This window comes from Nonomuraea purpurea, assembly GCF_042650645.1.
GTDB lineage: Bacteria > Actinomycetota > Actinomycetes > Streptosporangiales > Streptosporangiaceae > Nonomuraea > Nonomuraea purpurea.
This window is the reverse complement of the sequence record NZ_JBHSBI010000018.1, coordinates 163,676-178,026: the sequence shown is the minus strand read 5'-3', so window position 1 is coordinate 178,026 and position 14,351 is coordinate 163,676. Positions and strand designations below refer to the sequence as shown.

The window sequence follows — 14,351 nt, the reverse complement described above, 5'->3', positions numbered from 1 at the left end:
CCGGAATGATGCGCGTACCCGAAGGCGCCTGTGGTTTTCCTCAGGTCCTCGGCTCGTTGACGCAGCGCAGCACCGGGTACGCGGTGAGCGCGGCCGGGTCCAGATCGCGTTCTGTGGCGACGTGGAAGGTGACGCTCTCGCCCGGCAGCAACGTGACAAGCTGGTCGTCCACGCTCGCCGCCGGGTCGAGCCTGTCGGGGAAGAGGGCCAGCTCGCGCAGCACGGTCGTCGCGGTGACGGTGACCGCCAGGCCACCGTCCGCGCGCTCGACCCCGGCCGTGAACGCGGCGGGCGGGTAGGCGACGGCCGTGTCCTCGGCGAGGACGAACAGGGCGCGCTTCCCGCCGAGTTCGGCGGTGAGCACCTCGGCGTCGCGGACGTCGGGGGGCGTGATCCGCAGGGTCGCGCGGGCGGGGACGGCGACGTCCTGCGACCGCTGCGCCCGCGCCCGGCCCGACAGGTCGAGGGCGGCCACGGCGAGCGCCCCGGCCCACTCCTCGTCGGTGTCGTTGACCAGCACGATCTCGCCGTCCAGGCGGGTGATGAGCCGGTCGGCGAAGGCGCGGCGCAGCGCGTACCACAGGGGTTTCCTGCGGCCCGCGCCGTCCACGGCCGACCAGGACGTCACCGGCCAGCAGTCGTTGAGCTGCCACACCACGGTCCCCATGCAGTACGGCATCAGCGCACGGAACCGCTCGACCCCGAACGCCATCGCGCGGGCCTGGTTGAGCTGCGTGTAGTAGTGCCAGTCGTCGAACGTCTCCGGCGCGGGCAGGTGGTCGCCGAGCCCGCGCAGCAGCTTGGCCTGCCCGTCGACGGCCTTCTGCGGCGAGGACTGCGGCGTCAGGGGTTCGTCGGAGGAGGCCGCGCGCAGCGTCGCGTACGCCGGCGGCCCCTGGAAGCCGAACTCGGCCACGAACCTCGGCCGGTGATCGGCGTAGCGGGTGTAGTCTTCCCGGTTCCAGACGTCCCACAGGTGCACGGTGCCGGTCGAGGGGTCGCGCACGTCGCGCTCCGGCGCGCCCGAGTAGGGGCTGCCCGACCAGTACGGGCGCGTCGGGTCGAGCTCGCCCACGACGCGGGGCAGCAGGTCGTAGTAGAACCCGGCGCCCCAGCTCAGCTCGCCCAGCGGGGCCCGCCAGTCCCAGTGCTGGTGGCCCTCGATGTTCTCGTTGTTGCCGCACCAGAGCACCAGGCTGGGGTGGCCGGCCAGCCGCGTCACGTTGTCGCGGGCCTCGGCCTCGACCTCCGACCTGAACGGCTCCTCCTCGGGGTAGGCCGAGCAGGCGAACGGGAAGTCCTGCCAGACCATCAGCCCCATGCGGTCGGCGAGCGCGTAGAAGGCATCGGACTCGTAGACGCCGCCGCCCCAGACGCGCAGCGCGTTCGCGCCGGTCTCGGCGGCCTGGGTGAAGCGCTCCGCCAGCCGCTGCGGGGTGACCCTGGCGGGGAAGCAGTCGTCGGGGATCCAGTTGAAGCCGCGCACGAACACGGGCCGGCCGTTGACGACCAGGCGGAAGGCGTCCTGGTCCAGTTCGACCGTGCGGAAGCCGATCTCGCGCCGCCACTGGTCGGAGCCCGCGCGCACGGTGAGCGGGTAGAGGGGCTGGGCGCCGTGGCCGCGCGGCCACCAAAGCTCGGCGCCCGGCACGTCCAGGCGCAGCACGGCGCGGGTCTCGCCCTGCGCCAGCTTGGCCTCGGCACGCGTGCCGGCCACATCGGCGGTCACCGTCACCGGCGCGTCGCCTGCGCGTTCCACCCGTACGTGCACGTCCACGCCGTCGCCGCGCACCAGCGGGCGCACCTCGGCCAGGCGCGCGCCCGACCAGGAGTGCAGGCCGATCGGGCGCCAGATGCCGCTGGTCACCAGCGTGGGACCCCAGTCCCAGCCGAAGTTGCAGGCCATCTTCCTGATGAACGGGTACGGCTCGTCGTAGGCCCCCGGCCTGGCGCCGTGCCGTTCGCGCTGCTCCTCGGCGTAGGCGTAGGGGGCGCGGAAGCTCACCCGCAGCGTGTTGCGGCCCTCGCGCAGCAGGTCGCGGACGGGGAAACGGTAGGTGCGGTGCATGTTGGCCGTGGCACCCACCTCGTGGCCGTTGACCCGCACGACGGCGACCGTGTCGAGCCCCTCGCAGACCAGGTCGGTGCGCTCGTGGCCGTCGTCGTGCCAGTCGAAGGCGCTCTCGTAGACCCAGTCCGTACGCCCGATCCAGCCCAGCCGCGTCTCGTTGCCGTCGCGACAGGGGTCGTCGATCAGCCCGGCCGCCAGCAGGTCGGTGTGGACGCTGCCCGGCACCGTCGCCGGGGTCGCGGTGGGGTCGCCGTCCGCGCGCAGGGTCCAGCCATCGTGGAGCGGACGGTACACGGTGAGTCTCCTTGTGACGGCTACTAAACCGGGTAAGCTCGCCAGACTTTACGTCCGCTCCAGATGGCCGTCAACACTTCGTACGGCTGATTAACCGGTCAGCCGGCCACGAGAACCGAGGTGGAGCCAGCACGAGGGTTCGGTAGTCTGCGTAGTTTTGGGACTGACCGATTTGTGTGGAAGAAGGGACAACGCCCGTGCTCGACGATGCCGGCCTCAAGGCGCTGCGCGAGGCGGCGCGCCTGTCTCCTGACAACCTCCCCCTCCGGCGGCATCTCGCCGAGCAACTGCTGGCCAAGGGCTACCTGGCCGACGCGGAGGCGGAGTTCCGCGCCGCGCTGCTGCTCGCCCCGAAGGACGTGGACATCACGGCGGGGCTGGCGGAGGCGTTCGTCCGGCAGAGCGCGCACGGGGCGGCGCTGGCCGCGCTCGAACCGCTCCTGGCCACGCCCGGCTACCCGCCCCGGCTCGGCGTGCTGGCGGCCAGGGCGTTGCTCGGCGAGGGCGAGACGGGCAAGGCGGGCTACCGCTACCACGAGGCGGTCTCCCGCGACCCGTCCGTCGCCGACGCCGAGCTGGAGGGCCGCCTGTCGGCCCCGCCCGCGCCCACGATCCAGCCGGAGCCCGTTCCCGCCGCCCCCGCGGGCGACTCCGCGCAAGGCGGCGCGGAGGTGGAACGCTCGCAGTTCACCTTCGCCGACGTGGCCGGGATGGAAGCGGTCAAGGAGGCGCTGCGGGTCAAACTGCTGCTCCCGATCCAGCAGCCCGAGCTGTTCGCCGCCTACGGCAAACGCGCCGGCGGCGGCGTGCTGCTGTACGGCCCGCCCGGCGCCGGCAAGACCCACCTGGCCCGCGCCGCAGCCGGCGAACTCGGCGCCTCCTTCGTCAACGTCGGCCTGGCCGACATCCTCGACATGTACGTCGGCTCCAGCGAACGCAACCTGCGCGCCACCTTCGACATGGCCCGCCGCAACCGGCCGTGCGTGCTCTTCTTCGACGAGGTCGACGCCCTGGCCGCCCGCCGCTCCGACATGCGCCAGGCCCACACCCGCCAGCTCGTCAACCAGTTCCTGGCCGAGCTCGACGGCGTCGACCCCACCGCCAACGAGGGCGTCCTGGTCCTGGCCGCCACCAACGCCCCCTGGTACATCGACGTCGCCTTCCGCCGCCCCGGCCGCTTCGACCAGCTCGTCTTCGTCCCCCCGCCCGACGCCGCCGCCCGCGCCGCCATCCTGCGCATCCTGTGCCGCGACAAGCCCCTGGCGGAAATGGACTTCGACGCCGTCGCCAAGGTCACGGAACAGTTCGTCGGCGCCGACCTCAAAGGTCTCGTGGACCGTGCCGTCGAAGCCAAACTCCAGCAGTCGCTCGCCGCCGGCCGTCCCGTCCCCATGTCCACCCCCGATCTGCTCGCCGCCGCCCAGGGCCTGCGCCCCACCTCCGTCCGCGAGTGGCTGGCCACCGCGCGCAACTACGTCCTGCACGCCAACGAATCCGGCGCGTGGGACGAGCTGATGCCCTGGATCAAGGGCAAGTGGTGAAAACCGACGACTCGATCCAGCGGGCGCGCACGCTGCTGAGCATGCGCCGCCCCGCCGACGCCGAGCGGGAGCTGCGAGGGGTGCTCGCCACCGACCCGAACCACGCCACGGCGCACTGCATTCTGGCCCTCGCCCTGGTCCAGCAGGGCGGGAACACCGAGGCGGTGGCCGAGGCGCAGGAGGGGATACGGCTGGCGCCCGAGCACTGGTTCCCTCAGTACACCGCCGGCCAGGTCTACTACCGCCTCCGCGTGGCCGACTCGGCGATCGCCTCGGCCGAGGCGTCCCTGGCCCTGGAGCCGGAAGAGACGGCGACCTGGGAGTTGCTGGCCCGCGCCAACCTGCTGAAGCAGGACTTTCCCCGCGTCGTGGAGGCGGCCAGGCGCGGGCTGGCCATCGATCCGCAGGACTCCGACCTGGTGAGCCTGCTGTCGCTGGCCCACACGAACCTGGGCGAGACCGGGCCCGCCATGGCCGCCGCCGCGCACGCCGTACAGCTCGATCCGGAGAGCGCCACCGCGCACCTGGCGGCGGGCAGGGCGGCGCTGGCCGCCGGTGAGGCGCGGCGGGCCGCCGAGTACTTCCGCGAGGTGCTCAGGCTCGACCCCGGGTTCGAGCCGGCCAGGGAGCAACTGGTCGACGCGCTCAAGCAGCGCAACCCCCTCTACCGCCTGCTGTCCAAACTCCGGCTGCGCTTCTTCTGCGGCTGGCGGATGGTGCTGCTGCTGCCCGTGGCGCCGCCGCTCGTCCTGGTCTTCGTCCTCATCGCGGTGCTGCACTGGGCCGCGTGGGTCGCCGAGTCGGTCACCACGCTGCGGCTGGCCCGCGCCAAGGCCACCCAGTTGTTGTTCGAGAACGCCGAGTCGCGTGTGGCCATGGCGTGCTGCGCGATCGTCGTCGCCGGGGTCGCGCTGCTCGCGCTGGGCATCGGGGTCGGCCACGATGCGCTGGGCATGGCGGGCGTCGCCGTGATGGCGCTGGTCACGCCCGTCCAGGAGGCCGCGCACACGGGTTCGGCGCGCGGGCGCGTGGTCCTGTACGGGTGGACGGCCCTGCTGGTGGCGACGACCGTCACGGGAGCGGTTCTGGACGTGCCCACGGTCGCGCTGCTGAGCGTGTACGCCGGGCTGGCCACGATCTGGGTGGCGGCGGGCGTGCGGCGGCTGTTCGGCGCCCGGCAGCTCTGATCAGCCGAACGGACCGGCGATCTGGTCGAGGACCTCCAGCACGACCTCGTGGAGGGTGCGGGCCTGCTCGTCCTCGCTCCACTGGAACATGCCCAGGCGCAGCCCTGTCATGAAGACCCCCGCCAGCACGCGGGGCGGCAGGTGGCTCTCGCGCGTGGACACGGCCTCGGCCAGGTCGCGCTCCGCCGTCGCCATGGTGGCCAGTTGCCTGGCCAGCAGCGAGGGGTGGCGTTTGGCCAGCCGGGTGCGCTGCGACCACTCGCGTTCCGGTTCGCCGGTGGTGCGCAACTGGGCGTCGGCGGCCGCGCGCAGCGCCTGCCAGGCGGTGTGGTCGGCCGGTTGGGCGCGTACCTGGTCGACCAGGACGCGCATGCGCCGCTCCTCGCCGTAGAGCAGCGCGTCCTCCTTGCCGGCGAAGTAGTTGGAGAAGGTCCTGCGCGAGATGTTGGCCGCGTCGGCGATCGCCTCGACCGTGACGGCGTCGAGGCCGTGCTCGACCACGAGCCGCAGCGTCGCCTCGTGCACCGCCTGCCGCGTTTCGGCCTTTTTGCGTTCCCGCAGGCCAACCGTGGAGTCCATGATGTGGTCCATCCTAACGGCCGGGAATATATGCTCAATGAGCAAAGTTTCTCATTGCGCATGTATTTACCGGAGACCCTAGGGGAGGTCCGCGCGTGAGCGCACCCGCGGCTCAGGACACCGAACAGATGTCCCATCGCCAGATCATGGAAGCCCTCAGCGGGCTGCTGCTCGTCCTGTTCGTCGCGATGATCAGCGGCACGATCGTGTCGGTCGCGCTGCCGCAGATCGTCGGCGCGCTGGACGGCACGCAGTCGCAGTACACCTGGGTGGTCACCGCCTCGTTGCTGGCCTCAACCGCCTCGACGCCCATCTGGGGCAAGCTGGCCGACCTGTTCAGCAAGAAGCTGCTGCTCCAGATCTCCATCGTGATCTTCATGGTCAGCTCACTGGCCTGCGGCTTCGCACAGGACACCGCCCAGCTCATCGCCTTCCGCGCGATCCAGGGCCTGGGCATGGGCGCCCTGCAGGTCCTCGTCCAGGTCATCATCGCGGCGATGATCTCGCCCAAGGACCGAGGCAAGTACAACGGCTACCTGGGCGGCGTCATGGCCGTGGCCACCGTCGCGGGGCCCCTGCTCGGCGGCCTCATCGCCGACACCTCGTGGCTGGGCTGGCGCTGGTGCTTCTTCGTCGCGGTGCCCTTCACCATCGTCGCGTTCTTCCTGCTGCAGAAGACGCTGAACGTCGTCAGCGTCCGCCGTCCCGACGTCAAGATCGACTACGTGGGCGCCACGCTCATCGCGGCGGGCGTCAGCGTGCTGCTCATCTGGGTCACCTTCGTCGGCAACTCCTTCGAGTGGCTGTCCTGGCAGACCGCGGCCATGGCAGGCGGCGGCGTCCTGCTCCTGGTGCTGGCCACCTGGGTCGAGTCCGTGGTGAAGGAGCCGGTCGTGCCGCTGCGCGTCGTGCGCCAGCGCACCCCCGCCCTGGCCATCGTGGCCAGCCTCGCGGTCGGCATGGCCATGTTCGGCGGCTCGGTATTCCTCGGCCAGTACTTCCAGACCGGACGCGGCTACACCCCGACCGAGGCCGGGCTGCTCACCATCCCGATGATGCTGGGCGTGCTGCTCTCCTCCACGATCACCGGCCGCATGATCTCCAAGAGCGGGAACGTCAAGCCGTACATCGTGGTCGGCTCCATCGTGCTCACCGGCGGCTTCCTCATGCTGGCCACCACCGGCCACGACACCTCGATCCCGTTCATGATGGCCGCGATGCTGCTGGTCGGCGTGGGCGTCGGCATGACGATGCAGAACCTCGTGCTGGCCATCCAGAACACCGTCCCGCTACGCGAGCTGGGCGCCGCCAGCGGGGCGGTCACGTTCTTCCGTTCGCTCGGCGGCACCATCGGCGTGTCCGTGCTCGGCGCGGTGCTCGCCAACCAGGTCACGGCCGGGATCAACGAGGGGCTGGTCAAGGCCGGCATCGACCCCGCCAAGGCCGGTGCGGCGGCGGGCAGCCTGGACGTCGCCTCGATGCCCGAGCCGTTCAAGACCATCATGCGGGTCGCCTTCGCTGACGCCACGGGACACATCTTCCTGATCTCGGCGGCCATCGCGGCCGTCGGCGTGATCGCCACGCTGTTCCTCAAGCCGGTCAAGCTCCGCGACAGCCTCGACCTGCCCGCCCCCACCACCGACAAGGAACCGGTCGCTCCCTGACCCCAGGCTCCCCCACGCCTCATCGCCCGGGGCGTGGGGGCCAAGGCTTGACCGGCGTTGATCAGAGGTGGATAACAGAATTCCGACAGGGGGAGTAAACCGCACTGTTACGGAGACCCCGATGACAATGGCTTCTCCCGCGTTGGTCGGGCGTGACGCCCAGTTGCGATCGCTCATCGGCACCGTCACCAGCCCGCCCGCCATCGCCCAGGTGCAGGGCGAGGCCGGGATAGGCAAGACCAGTCTCGTCCGCGCGGCGATAGAGCGTACCCGCGACGGCGAGCGCACGGTGCTGCTCGGCCACTGCCGCCAGATCCGCGAGCCGTTCCCTTACGGCCCGGTGTTCGACGCCCTCCGCCACATCGCCGCCGCCCTGCCCGCCCGCGACCGGCTGAACCCGGTGACGGGGGCGCTGCGCGGCTACCTGCCCGAGTTGTCCGGGCACCTGCCGCCCGATCCCCCGCCGCCGCTGGACGACCCGAGGGCGGAGCGGCACCGGCTGTTCCGTGCGGTGCACGCGCTGCTGGCCGCCGCCGGAGCCGTCGTCCTCGTGGTGGAGGACCTGCACTGGGCCGACGACGGCACCAGGGACCTGCTGCGTTTCCTCACCGACCAGCCGCCCGAGGGGTTGACGCTGGTGGTGACCTTCCGCAGGGAAGACCTGCCGGTGCCCGGCCTGCCGTTCGGGCACGCCTACCGGCGTCCTCCCGGGGTCGTCAGCGAGGTGATCTCGCTGACGCCGCTCGACGTCGAGGGCGTGGGCAGCCTGACGGGCGCGCTGCTCGGCCGGCCCGCGCTCGCCGCCGGCTTCGCCGCCAAGCTGCACGAACGCACCGCGGGGGTGCCGTTCGTGATCGAGGAGGTGGTGCGCTCGCTGCTCGACGACGAGGGCCGATTACCGGAAGAGCCCGAGGTGCTCGACCGCATGGCCGTGCCGCTGCTGCTGCGTGAGGCGATGGCCGAGCAGCTCACGGGGCTGTCGCCGGGCGCGCTGCGTACCGTGCGCGCCGCCGCCGTCCTGGGCCTGCCCGCCGACGAACCGCTGATCGCCTCGGTCTCGGGAGAGAGCGGGCTGAGCGAGGCGCTCAAGGCGGGCGTGTTGCTCGAACACGGCGACGGCCTGTACGGCTTCCGCCACACCCTCGCCCAGCAGGCCGTCTACGACACGATCCCCGGCCCTGACCGGCGTCTGGCCCATCAGCGGGCCATGGCCGCGCTGGCCCGTCTCGACCCGCCGCCCCTGGTCCAGCTCGCCCACCACGCCCACCGCGCCGGCGACTTCGAGTCCTGGCAGCGGCACGGCGGCGCCGCGGCCGACCACGCCGCCGCGCTCGGCGACATCCCGCTCGCCGTCGAACTGCTCGAAGGGCTGCTCGCCGACCCCAAACTGCCGCGCGAGGCCAGGGGCCCGCTCGCGCTGCGGCTCAGCAGGGTCGCCGCCATCGGCCTGTCGCACCGCCGCGTCGTCCGCATCCTGCGCCACCTGCTGTCGGACGACTTCCTGTCCCGGCGGGTACGCGGCGAGGCCCGGCTGAACCTGGGCGTGCTGCTGTCCAACCAGGCGGGCGCGATCGCCGCGGGACGCCAGGAGATCCTGGCCGCCCTGCCCGACCTGGACGACAACCCCGGCCTGGCCGCCCGCGGCCTGGCCCTGCTGGCGATGCCGGCGTGGGGCGGCGAGCCGCTCTCCGTGCACGAGGAGTGGATGGCCGGCGCGGAGAAGCTGCTCGCCGAGGGCCAGGACCCGGAGCTGACCGCCGCCGTGCTGGCCAACAAGGTCTGCCTGGCCATGCTCGTCGGCGCCCCCGACGCCTTCGACCAGGTGGCGACGTTGCCGGTCAACGACCCGTCCACGGCGGTACGCAGGCAGGTGGCGCGCGGTTTCTCCAACCTGTACGACGCGGCCATGGCGCTCGGGCACTACGAGGCGGCCGAACGTTTCGCCGGCCAGAGCAGGAGGATCGCGGAGGAGACCGGCGCCCTGTATCCGGTGTTCCTGGTGGAGATGTCGTCGATCAGGCTGGACCTGCTGACCGGACGCTGGAACGGCCTGCGCGAACGCGCCCTCGCCGCCGTCGAGATGACCTTCGAGGCACCGCTGCTGGCGGTGGAGGCCCGGCTGGCGCTCGGCGTGCTGGCCCTGGCCGGCGGGGAGTGGGAGGAGGCCGGCGAACAGCTCGAAACGGCCGGCGTCCGCGACATGGACTCGGGGTTCCTGCCCGTGGCCACCGCGGGCTCGGGCTGGCTGGTCGAGCTGCACCTGACGCGCGGCTCCCTGGAGAGCGCGCTGCTGGAGGCCGAACTGGGAATGCGCAGGCTGCGCCGCAAGGGCGTGTGGGTGTGGGGCGACCAGCTCGTGCCCGCCGCCGTGACGGCGCTGCTGCGGGCGGGGCGGCAGGAGGAGGCGGCTGCGCTGGTAGCCGAGTTCGCGGCGGGGATCGAGGGCAGGAACGCGCCGTCCGCGCACGCGGGGCTGCACACGGCCAGGGGCGCGCTGGCGGCGGACGCGGGCCGCTTCGACGAGTCGGCCGCCTGCCACGCCAGGGCGCGCGGGGCGTACGAGGCGATGCCCCGGCCGTACGGGGCGGCGCGGGCGGCGGAGTCGGAGGCGGGCGCGCGGCTCGCGCTCGGCGACCGGGACAGCGCCGCCGACCTGGTGGCCGAGGCGGGCGAACGGTACGCGGCGCTCGGCGCCACCCACGACGCGGCCCGCTGCCGGCGCCTGCTGCGCGAGATCGGGCCGGACCGGGGCAGGGCGGGCACGCCGCGCAGGGGCAGGAAGGGCGAGGGCGGCGTGTTGTCGCCGAGGGAGAGCGAGGTGGCCAGGCTGGTCGCGCTCGGGCGGACCAACCGCGAGATCGCCGAGGTGCTGTTCCTGTCGCCCAGGACGGTGGACACGCACGTGGCGCGGGTGCTGCACAAGCTGGGCGTGCGCACCAGGGCGGAGGTGCGCCGGCTGCTGCCGGAGCCCCGGCCGGATGACCGACCGGGGCCCCAGGTACCAGTTCGCGGATCAGGCGTGGTCTAACAGCGCGTGTGGGAGATCATGCGCACGCGGGCTCGTTCGACGCCGCCACCACGTTGATCCCGCTCCAGGCCGCCTTGGTGGAGCGGCACTGGGCGCTGTTGGCGCCGTACAGCTCGATCGCGGCCGCGACGGAGGCGGCGCGGACGTTGGTGTAACGCCAGGACGAGGTCTTGCGGTTGAGCGCGCCCATGAAGATCTTGGCGGCCGTCTGGATGCCGACGCCGGTCACCGACGAAGGGCCGCCGGAGCAGATCGGGCTGGACGGCTTGCCGCCGCCGGGGTTGTTGCCCTCGGCCAGCAGGTAGAACCAGTGGTTCAGCGGCCCTGCCGCCGCGTGCACCTCGGTGCTGGGGATCGAGGAGGACCAGCAGTTCGGGTCACCGAGTGCGCTCGGGTTGTACATGTTCCTGATCGGGCCCTGGCCGACCAGGTTGACCTCTTCCCCGACCAGGTAGTCCGCCGGGTCGTTGGAGTTGGCGGCGTATGCTTCGGTGATCGCGCCGAAGATGTCGCCGGTCGCCTCGTTGAGCCCGCCGTTCTCGTTGCCCGAGCCTGCGCCGCCAGGCGTGGTCTGGAAGATCGCGTGCCCGAACTCGTGGGCCACGACGTCGATCGGCGTCGCCTGCTGGGTGTTGGCCTGGTTGTGGCCGAAGTTGGTGTAGCTGCCGGTCCAGTAGGCGTTGACGGCGTTGAGTCCGACCCTGGCGGGGAAGCCGCGGCCGTTGCCGTTGATGCCGTTGCGGCCCAGCCAGTCGCGCAGCATGTCCCACTCGCGCTGAACGCTGTACAGGGCGTCCACGCAGGCGGTCTCCAGGTTGGTGCCGGAGCTGTTGCCCCACGTGTCATCGGTGCCGGTGTACGCGCTGCCGTTCTGGCCGCCGCACTGGATGCCGGGCCTGCTGGTGTCGGTCATCGAGTACGAGCTGCCAGAACCGCTGGTCCCGATGGTGACCTGGCCGTAGTAGTAGCTGTTGCCGGTGCCGGCGCGGACGAGGTCGTAGGAGTCGGCGATCTTCCCGGTGCCGGCGTCCACGAACACGTGCTGGATGCTCGGCCGGCCGTCCACGATGCCGCTGACCACGGCCTCCCAGGTCAGCACGGGCTGCTCGCCCCAGGCCAGCACGACCAGGCGCGGTGCTGCGGTGTCGTCCACCCGCGACAGCCTGGTCCTGGCCGTCTCGGTGGCCTGCTCGGCGCTGATCGTCGCCGTGGTCGCCACCCCGCGCGGGCTCGGGCCCGTCGCCGCGACGGTGTCCCTGACCTTCCCCGCGCCGTCGACGACCACGACGGCGTCGCCGCCGACCATGGGCAGGCCCTTGTACGTGCGCTCGTAGGAGACGTAGTACATCTCACTCGCGCCCGGCGTGACCGCCACCCGGTTGTAGGACTCGTCGGGGCCCCGGGTGAGCTCGTCGACCTGACTGGAGACGGCCTTGTCGGCGGCCGCCGCCGCTTGGGCGGGATCGCCGGCGGCGACCTGCTGGGGCCGTGCCGCGCCGGGAGGGGCGGCGTCCGCGGGTAACGCCAGGGTCGTCGTGGCCGTGGTGATGCCCACGACAGCCGCGAGTAAGGCTCTGAATTTCACGCCTGGTGCTCCTTTCGGCCTTTCCCTGTGCCGTCGGGCGCTTGTGAGCACGCGACGGCCGCCGCACGTCCCGGGATCGCCCGTGGTGCGGGGTTGTCAGGGAAATCGGGGGGATGGAGGTAGCGAGAAAGCGGGCGGAGAATTTCGCCTTGTTCGCTGCCAGACGTTAAGCGCTTTCCGGCGGACGGAAAATACGTAGGTGCATCGGTAGCCCATACCGATAATTGCATTCGCGGGTCAGGACGTGGCTGCCACGCGGCCCACGCCGCCCTCGATGAGCAGGCCGGGCGTCCCGTCCAGCAGGGGGATCTCGGCGTCGTCCTGGGCGAGGCTCCAGTCCTGGATCGGCACCAGCCCGGGGTCGATCAGCTCGAACCCGTCGAACAGCGCCAGCACCTCCGGCCGCGTACGGAACCTGGGCTGCGCGGACGTGCCCATCGTCGCCTTGGTGAGCTGGGCGATGACCTCCGGCGCGCTCTCGGCCATCCCGTGGGTCAGCACCAGGTGGCTGCCGGGCGCCATGCGCCGCCGGAAGGCCGCGATGATGCCGGCCGGGTCCTCCTCGTCCATCACGTAGTGCAGCACCCCGACCATCAGCACGCACAGCGGCCGGTCGAAGTCGATCAGATCGCCGACCCGCGGGTCGGCCAGCACCTCGGCGGGGCGGCGCAGGTCGGCGTGGATGCCGACGACGCCGGGCGAGTCGGCGAGCAGCACCTCGACGTGCAGGCGCACCACCGGATCGTTGTCCACGTAGACCACCCGGCAGGCGGGGTCGACCTCGCGGACGGTCCCGTGGATGCTCGGCGCGGTCGGGATGCCGGTGCCCAGGTCGATGAACTGGCGGACGCCCTGCTCGGCCAGATGACGTACGGCCGAGACCTGGAAACGCCGGTTGGCCCTGGCCACCAGGCGGGTGTCGGGGGCGACGGCGAGGAGCCTGTCGGCGACCTCGCGGTCGACGGCGACGTTGTCCTTACCGCCGAGCAGGTAATCGTATACCCGTGCCGAACTTGGCACGCTCGGGTCCACACCGGGCGGAACGCGTTCTAGCTCGGTCACCGGGGGCTGTCTCCTTCGCCACATTCAAATGTGGTCGTCATCCTACTCCGGCGGGGCCATTCCTTACTTTTACACATCCGAAAAGCACATTAGAACACGTTCTCATTCGACGACCTGCCGCCGCCGTGGCCGTCGTCCTTCCTGAGCAGGACAGGAAATACCACCGCATGACCGATGCGCCGGAGGCCGTCTCATGTGCATTCTGGTGAGAGCGGGTCCGGGGCCGGACCCGCCCGGGAGCGGAGAGGAGTCACGAGGGCATGGACAGAACGGCGACCCGCCCGACCGTGATCTTGGATAATGGCGTCGTCGGCAGGGTCATGCTGGCGCATCCGCCCAGGCGCGACCTCCTGCTCGTGCTCGGCATGGACGGCACCCTGCTCAGTTGCGACGTCGACGACATCGCCTGCGTGGTGGGCGGCAAGCCGCTGTGCCGCGACGGGTGAGCCCAGCGCGATTCCCGTTCGGTCAGTCCAGATACCTCCTGATCCCGGCGGCCAGCGCGACCGCCATGCGCTGGCGGAAGGCGGGATCGGACATCTTGGCGGCGTCGCCGGCGTTCGCCATGTTGCCGCACTCGATCATGACCACCGGCCGCTTCGACAGGTTCAGCCCGCCGAGGTCGGTGCGGCTCTGCAGCCCCTTCTCGCCGACGTAGTTGGCGTAAGGCAGGCCCGTCCCCTTCCTGTACGCGTCGCGGATCGCCAGCCCGAGCCGCCTGGACGGCTGGACGACGTCGTCGTTGTGGCCGGGCAGCAGCCCCGGCAGGATCACATGGAACCCGTGATCGCTCGTCCGCGCGCCGTCACCGTGGATGGACAGAACCGCGTCGGCCCCGGCCTCGTTGCCGATGGCGGCCCGCTCGGTCACGCAGGGTCCGACCCCCTTGTCATCGGGCCTGGTCAACACCACCTTGGCACCCATCCGCTGCAAAATGGGCCGGAGCCGGCCGGCGACGTCCCAGGTGAAAGCGTGCTCCGGGTAGCCGGAGGCGGTCTGCGTGCCCGTCGTGTTGCAGGCTTTGGTCCCGGTGATGATGTCGACCTTGCGGTTGATCTCCGCGGGGTGGGCGGCGTTGCCGCCGTTGTGCCCCGGGTCGATCACGACGGTCTTGCCGGACAACGCGCGCGGCGTGGGCGACTGCGCGGTCGCCGGGGCGGCGGGCACCGCCGCCTCCTTCGCGGCAGGCACGGCACCACCGCCGCACGCGGTGCACAGTGCGGCCAGCGCGACGAGTGCCATGGGGTAAGCGCGCATGATCCCGACCGTACCGGCCGTGGGGCCCCAATACCACTCTGACCTGCGATTTCGTGTCGCAGGTCAGCGTCGGGCGTTGCGGA

At 71.7% G+C, this 14,351-nt stretch carries 10 protein-coding genes; 5 read left to right on the top strand and 5 right to left on the bottom strand.

Features of this window, described 5'->3' with window-relative positions; genetic code table 11:
* Positions 1-40 precede the first annotated feature (40 nt).
* A complete protein-coding gene (locus ACFOY2_RS32335) occupies positions 41-2,365 on the bottom strand; it encodes a glycoside hydrolase family 2 protein (protein WP_379531883.1) in 2,325 nt (774 codons plus the stop codon).
* Positions 2,366-2,562: 197 nt separating this feature from the next.
* Between ACFOY2_RS32335 and ACFOY2_RS32330 the strand changes: the two genes are divergently transcribed.
* A complete protein-coding gene (locus tag ACFOY2_RS32330) occupies positions 2,563-3,906 on the top strand; it encodes an AAA family ATPase (protein ID WP_379531882.1) in 1,344 nt (447 codons plus the stop codon).
* Positions 3,903-5,093, top strand: a complete 1,191-nt coding sequence (locus ACFOY2_RS32325; protein WP_379531881.1) for a tetratricopeptide repeat protein — start codon at positions 3,903-3,905, stop codon at positions 5,091-5,093. The genes ACFOY2_RS32330 and ACFOY2_RS32325 overlap by 4 nt, the downstream gene beginning before the upstream one ends.
* Here the strand turns inward: ACFOY2_RS32325 and ACFOY2_RS32320 are convergent, their stop codons facing one another.
* Positions 5,094-5,672 carry a TetR/AcrR family transcriptional regulator gene (locus tag ACFOY2_RS32320; protein WP_379531880.1) on the bottom strand — a complete coding sequence of 193 codons (579 nt, stop codon included), beginning with the start codon at positions 5,670-5,672 and terminating at the stop codon, positions 5,094-5,096.
* A 146-nt stretch (positions 5,673-5,818) separates the two neighbouring features.
* On the opposite strand from ACFOY2_RS32320, the gene ACFOY2_RS32315 reads away from it, so the two are divergent.
* Both ACFOY2_RS32315 and ACFOY2_RS32310 read left to right on the top strand, forming a co-directional pair.
* Entirely contained in the window at positions 5,819-7,336 is a 1,518-nt protein-coding gene (locus tag ACFOY2_RS32315) for an MDR family MFS transporter (RefSeq protein WP_379531907.1), read from the top strand.
* Between the two features lie 121 nt (positions 7,337-7,457).
* Positions 7,458-10,364 (top strand): ATP-binding protein, encoded by a 2,907-nt coding sequence (locus ACFOY2_RS32310; RefSeq protein WP_379531879.1) that lies wholly within the window; start codon positions 7,458-7,460, stop codon positions 10,362-10,364.
* A gap of 16 nt (positions 10,365-10,380) precedes the next feature.
* Here the strand turns inward: ACFOY2_RS32310 and ACFOY2_RS32305 are convergent, their stop codons facing one another.
* Both ACFOY2_RS32305 and ACFOY2_RS32300 read right to left on the bottom strand, forming a co-directional pair.
* Complete coding sequence (locus ACFOY2_RS32305) at positions 10,381-11,949, bottom strand: M4 family metallopeptidase (protein WP_379531878.1); 1,569 nt, start codon at positions 11,947-11,949, stop codon at positions 10,381-10,383.
* 237 nt (positions 11,950-12,186) lie between these two features.
* A complete protein-coding gene (locus tag ACFOY2_RS32300) occupies positions 12,187-13,011 on the bottom strand; it encodes an SAM-dependent methyltransferase (RefSeq protein WP_379531877.1) in 825 nt (274 codons plus the stop codon).
* Between the two features lie 260 nt (positions 13,012-13,271).
* Between ACFOY2_RS32300 and ACFOY2_RS32295 the strand changes: the two genes are divergently transcribed.
* Positions 13,272-13,457, top strand: coding sequence for a hypothetical protein (locus ACFOY2_RS32295; RefSeq protein WP_357807050.1), 186 nt, complete (start codon positions 13,272-13,274; stop codon positions 13,455-13,457).
* Between the two features lie 22 nt (positions 13,458-13,479).
* On the opposite strand, the gene ACFOY2_RS32290 is transcribed toward ACFOY2_RS32295, so the two are convergent.
* The gene (locus ACFOY2_RS32290; RefSeq protein ID WP_379531876.1) at positions 13,480-14,268 is read right to left on the bottom strand and encodes an N-acetylmuramoyl-L-alanine amidase; all 789 of its coding nucleotides are present in this window, start codon (positions 14,266-14,268) and stop codon (positions 13,480-13,482) included.
* Between the last annotated feature and the right edge of the window lie 83 nt (positions 14,269-14,351).

Excerpts from the sequence above, each read along its gene's own strand:
- ACFOY2_RS32290 (WP_379531876.1), bottom strand. The coding sequence starts at position 14,268 with ATGCGCGCTTACCCCATGGCACTCGTCGCGCTGGCCGCACTGTGCACC.
- ACFOY2_RS32295 (WP_357807050.1), top strand. The coding sequence starts at position 13,272 with ATGGACAGAACGGCGACCCGCCCGACCGTGATCTTGGATAATGGCGTC.
- ACFOY2_RS32315 (WP_379531907.1), top strand. The coding sequence starts at position 5,819 with ATGGAAGCCCTCAGCGGGCTGCTGCTCGTCCTGTTCGTCGCGATGATC.
- ACFOY2_RS32310 (WP_379531879.1), top strand. The coding sequence starts at position 7,458 with ATGACAATGGCTTCTCCCGCGTTGGTCGGGCGTGACGCCCAGTTGCGA.
- ACFOY2_RS32320 (WP_379531880.1), bottom strand. The coding sequence starts at position 5,672 with ATGGACTCCACGGTTGGCCTGCGGGAACGCAAAAAGGCCGAAACGCGG.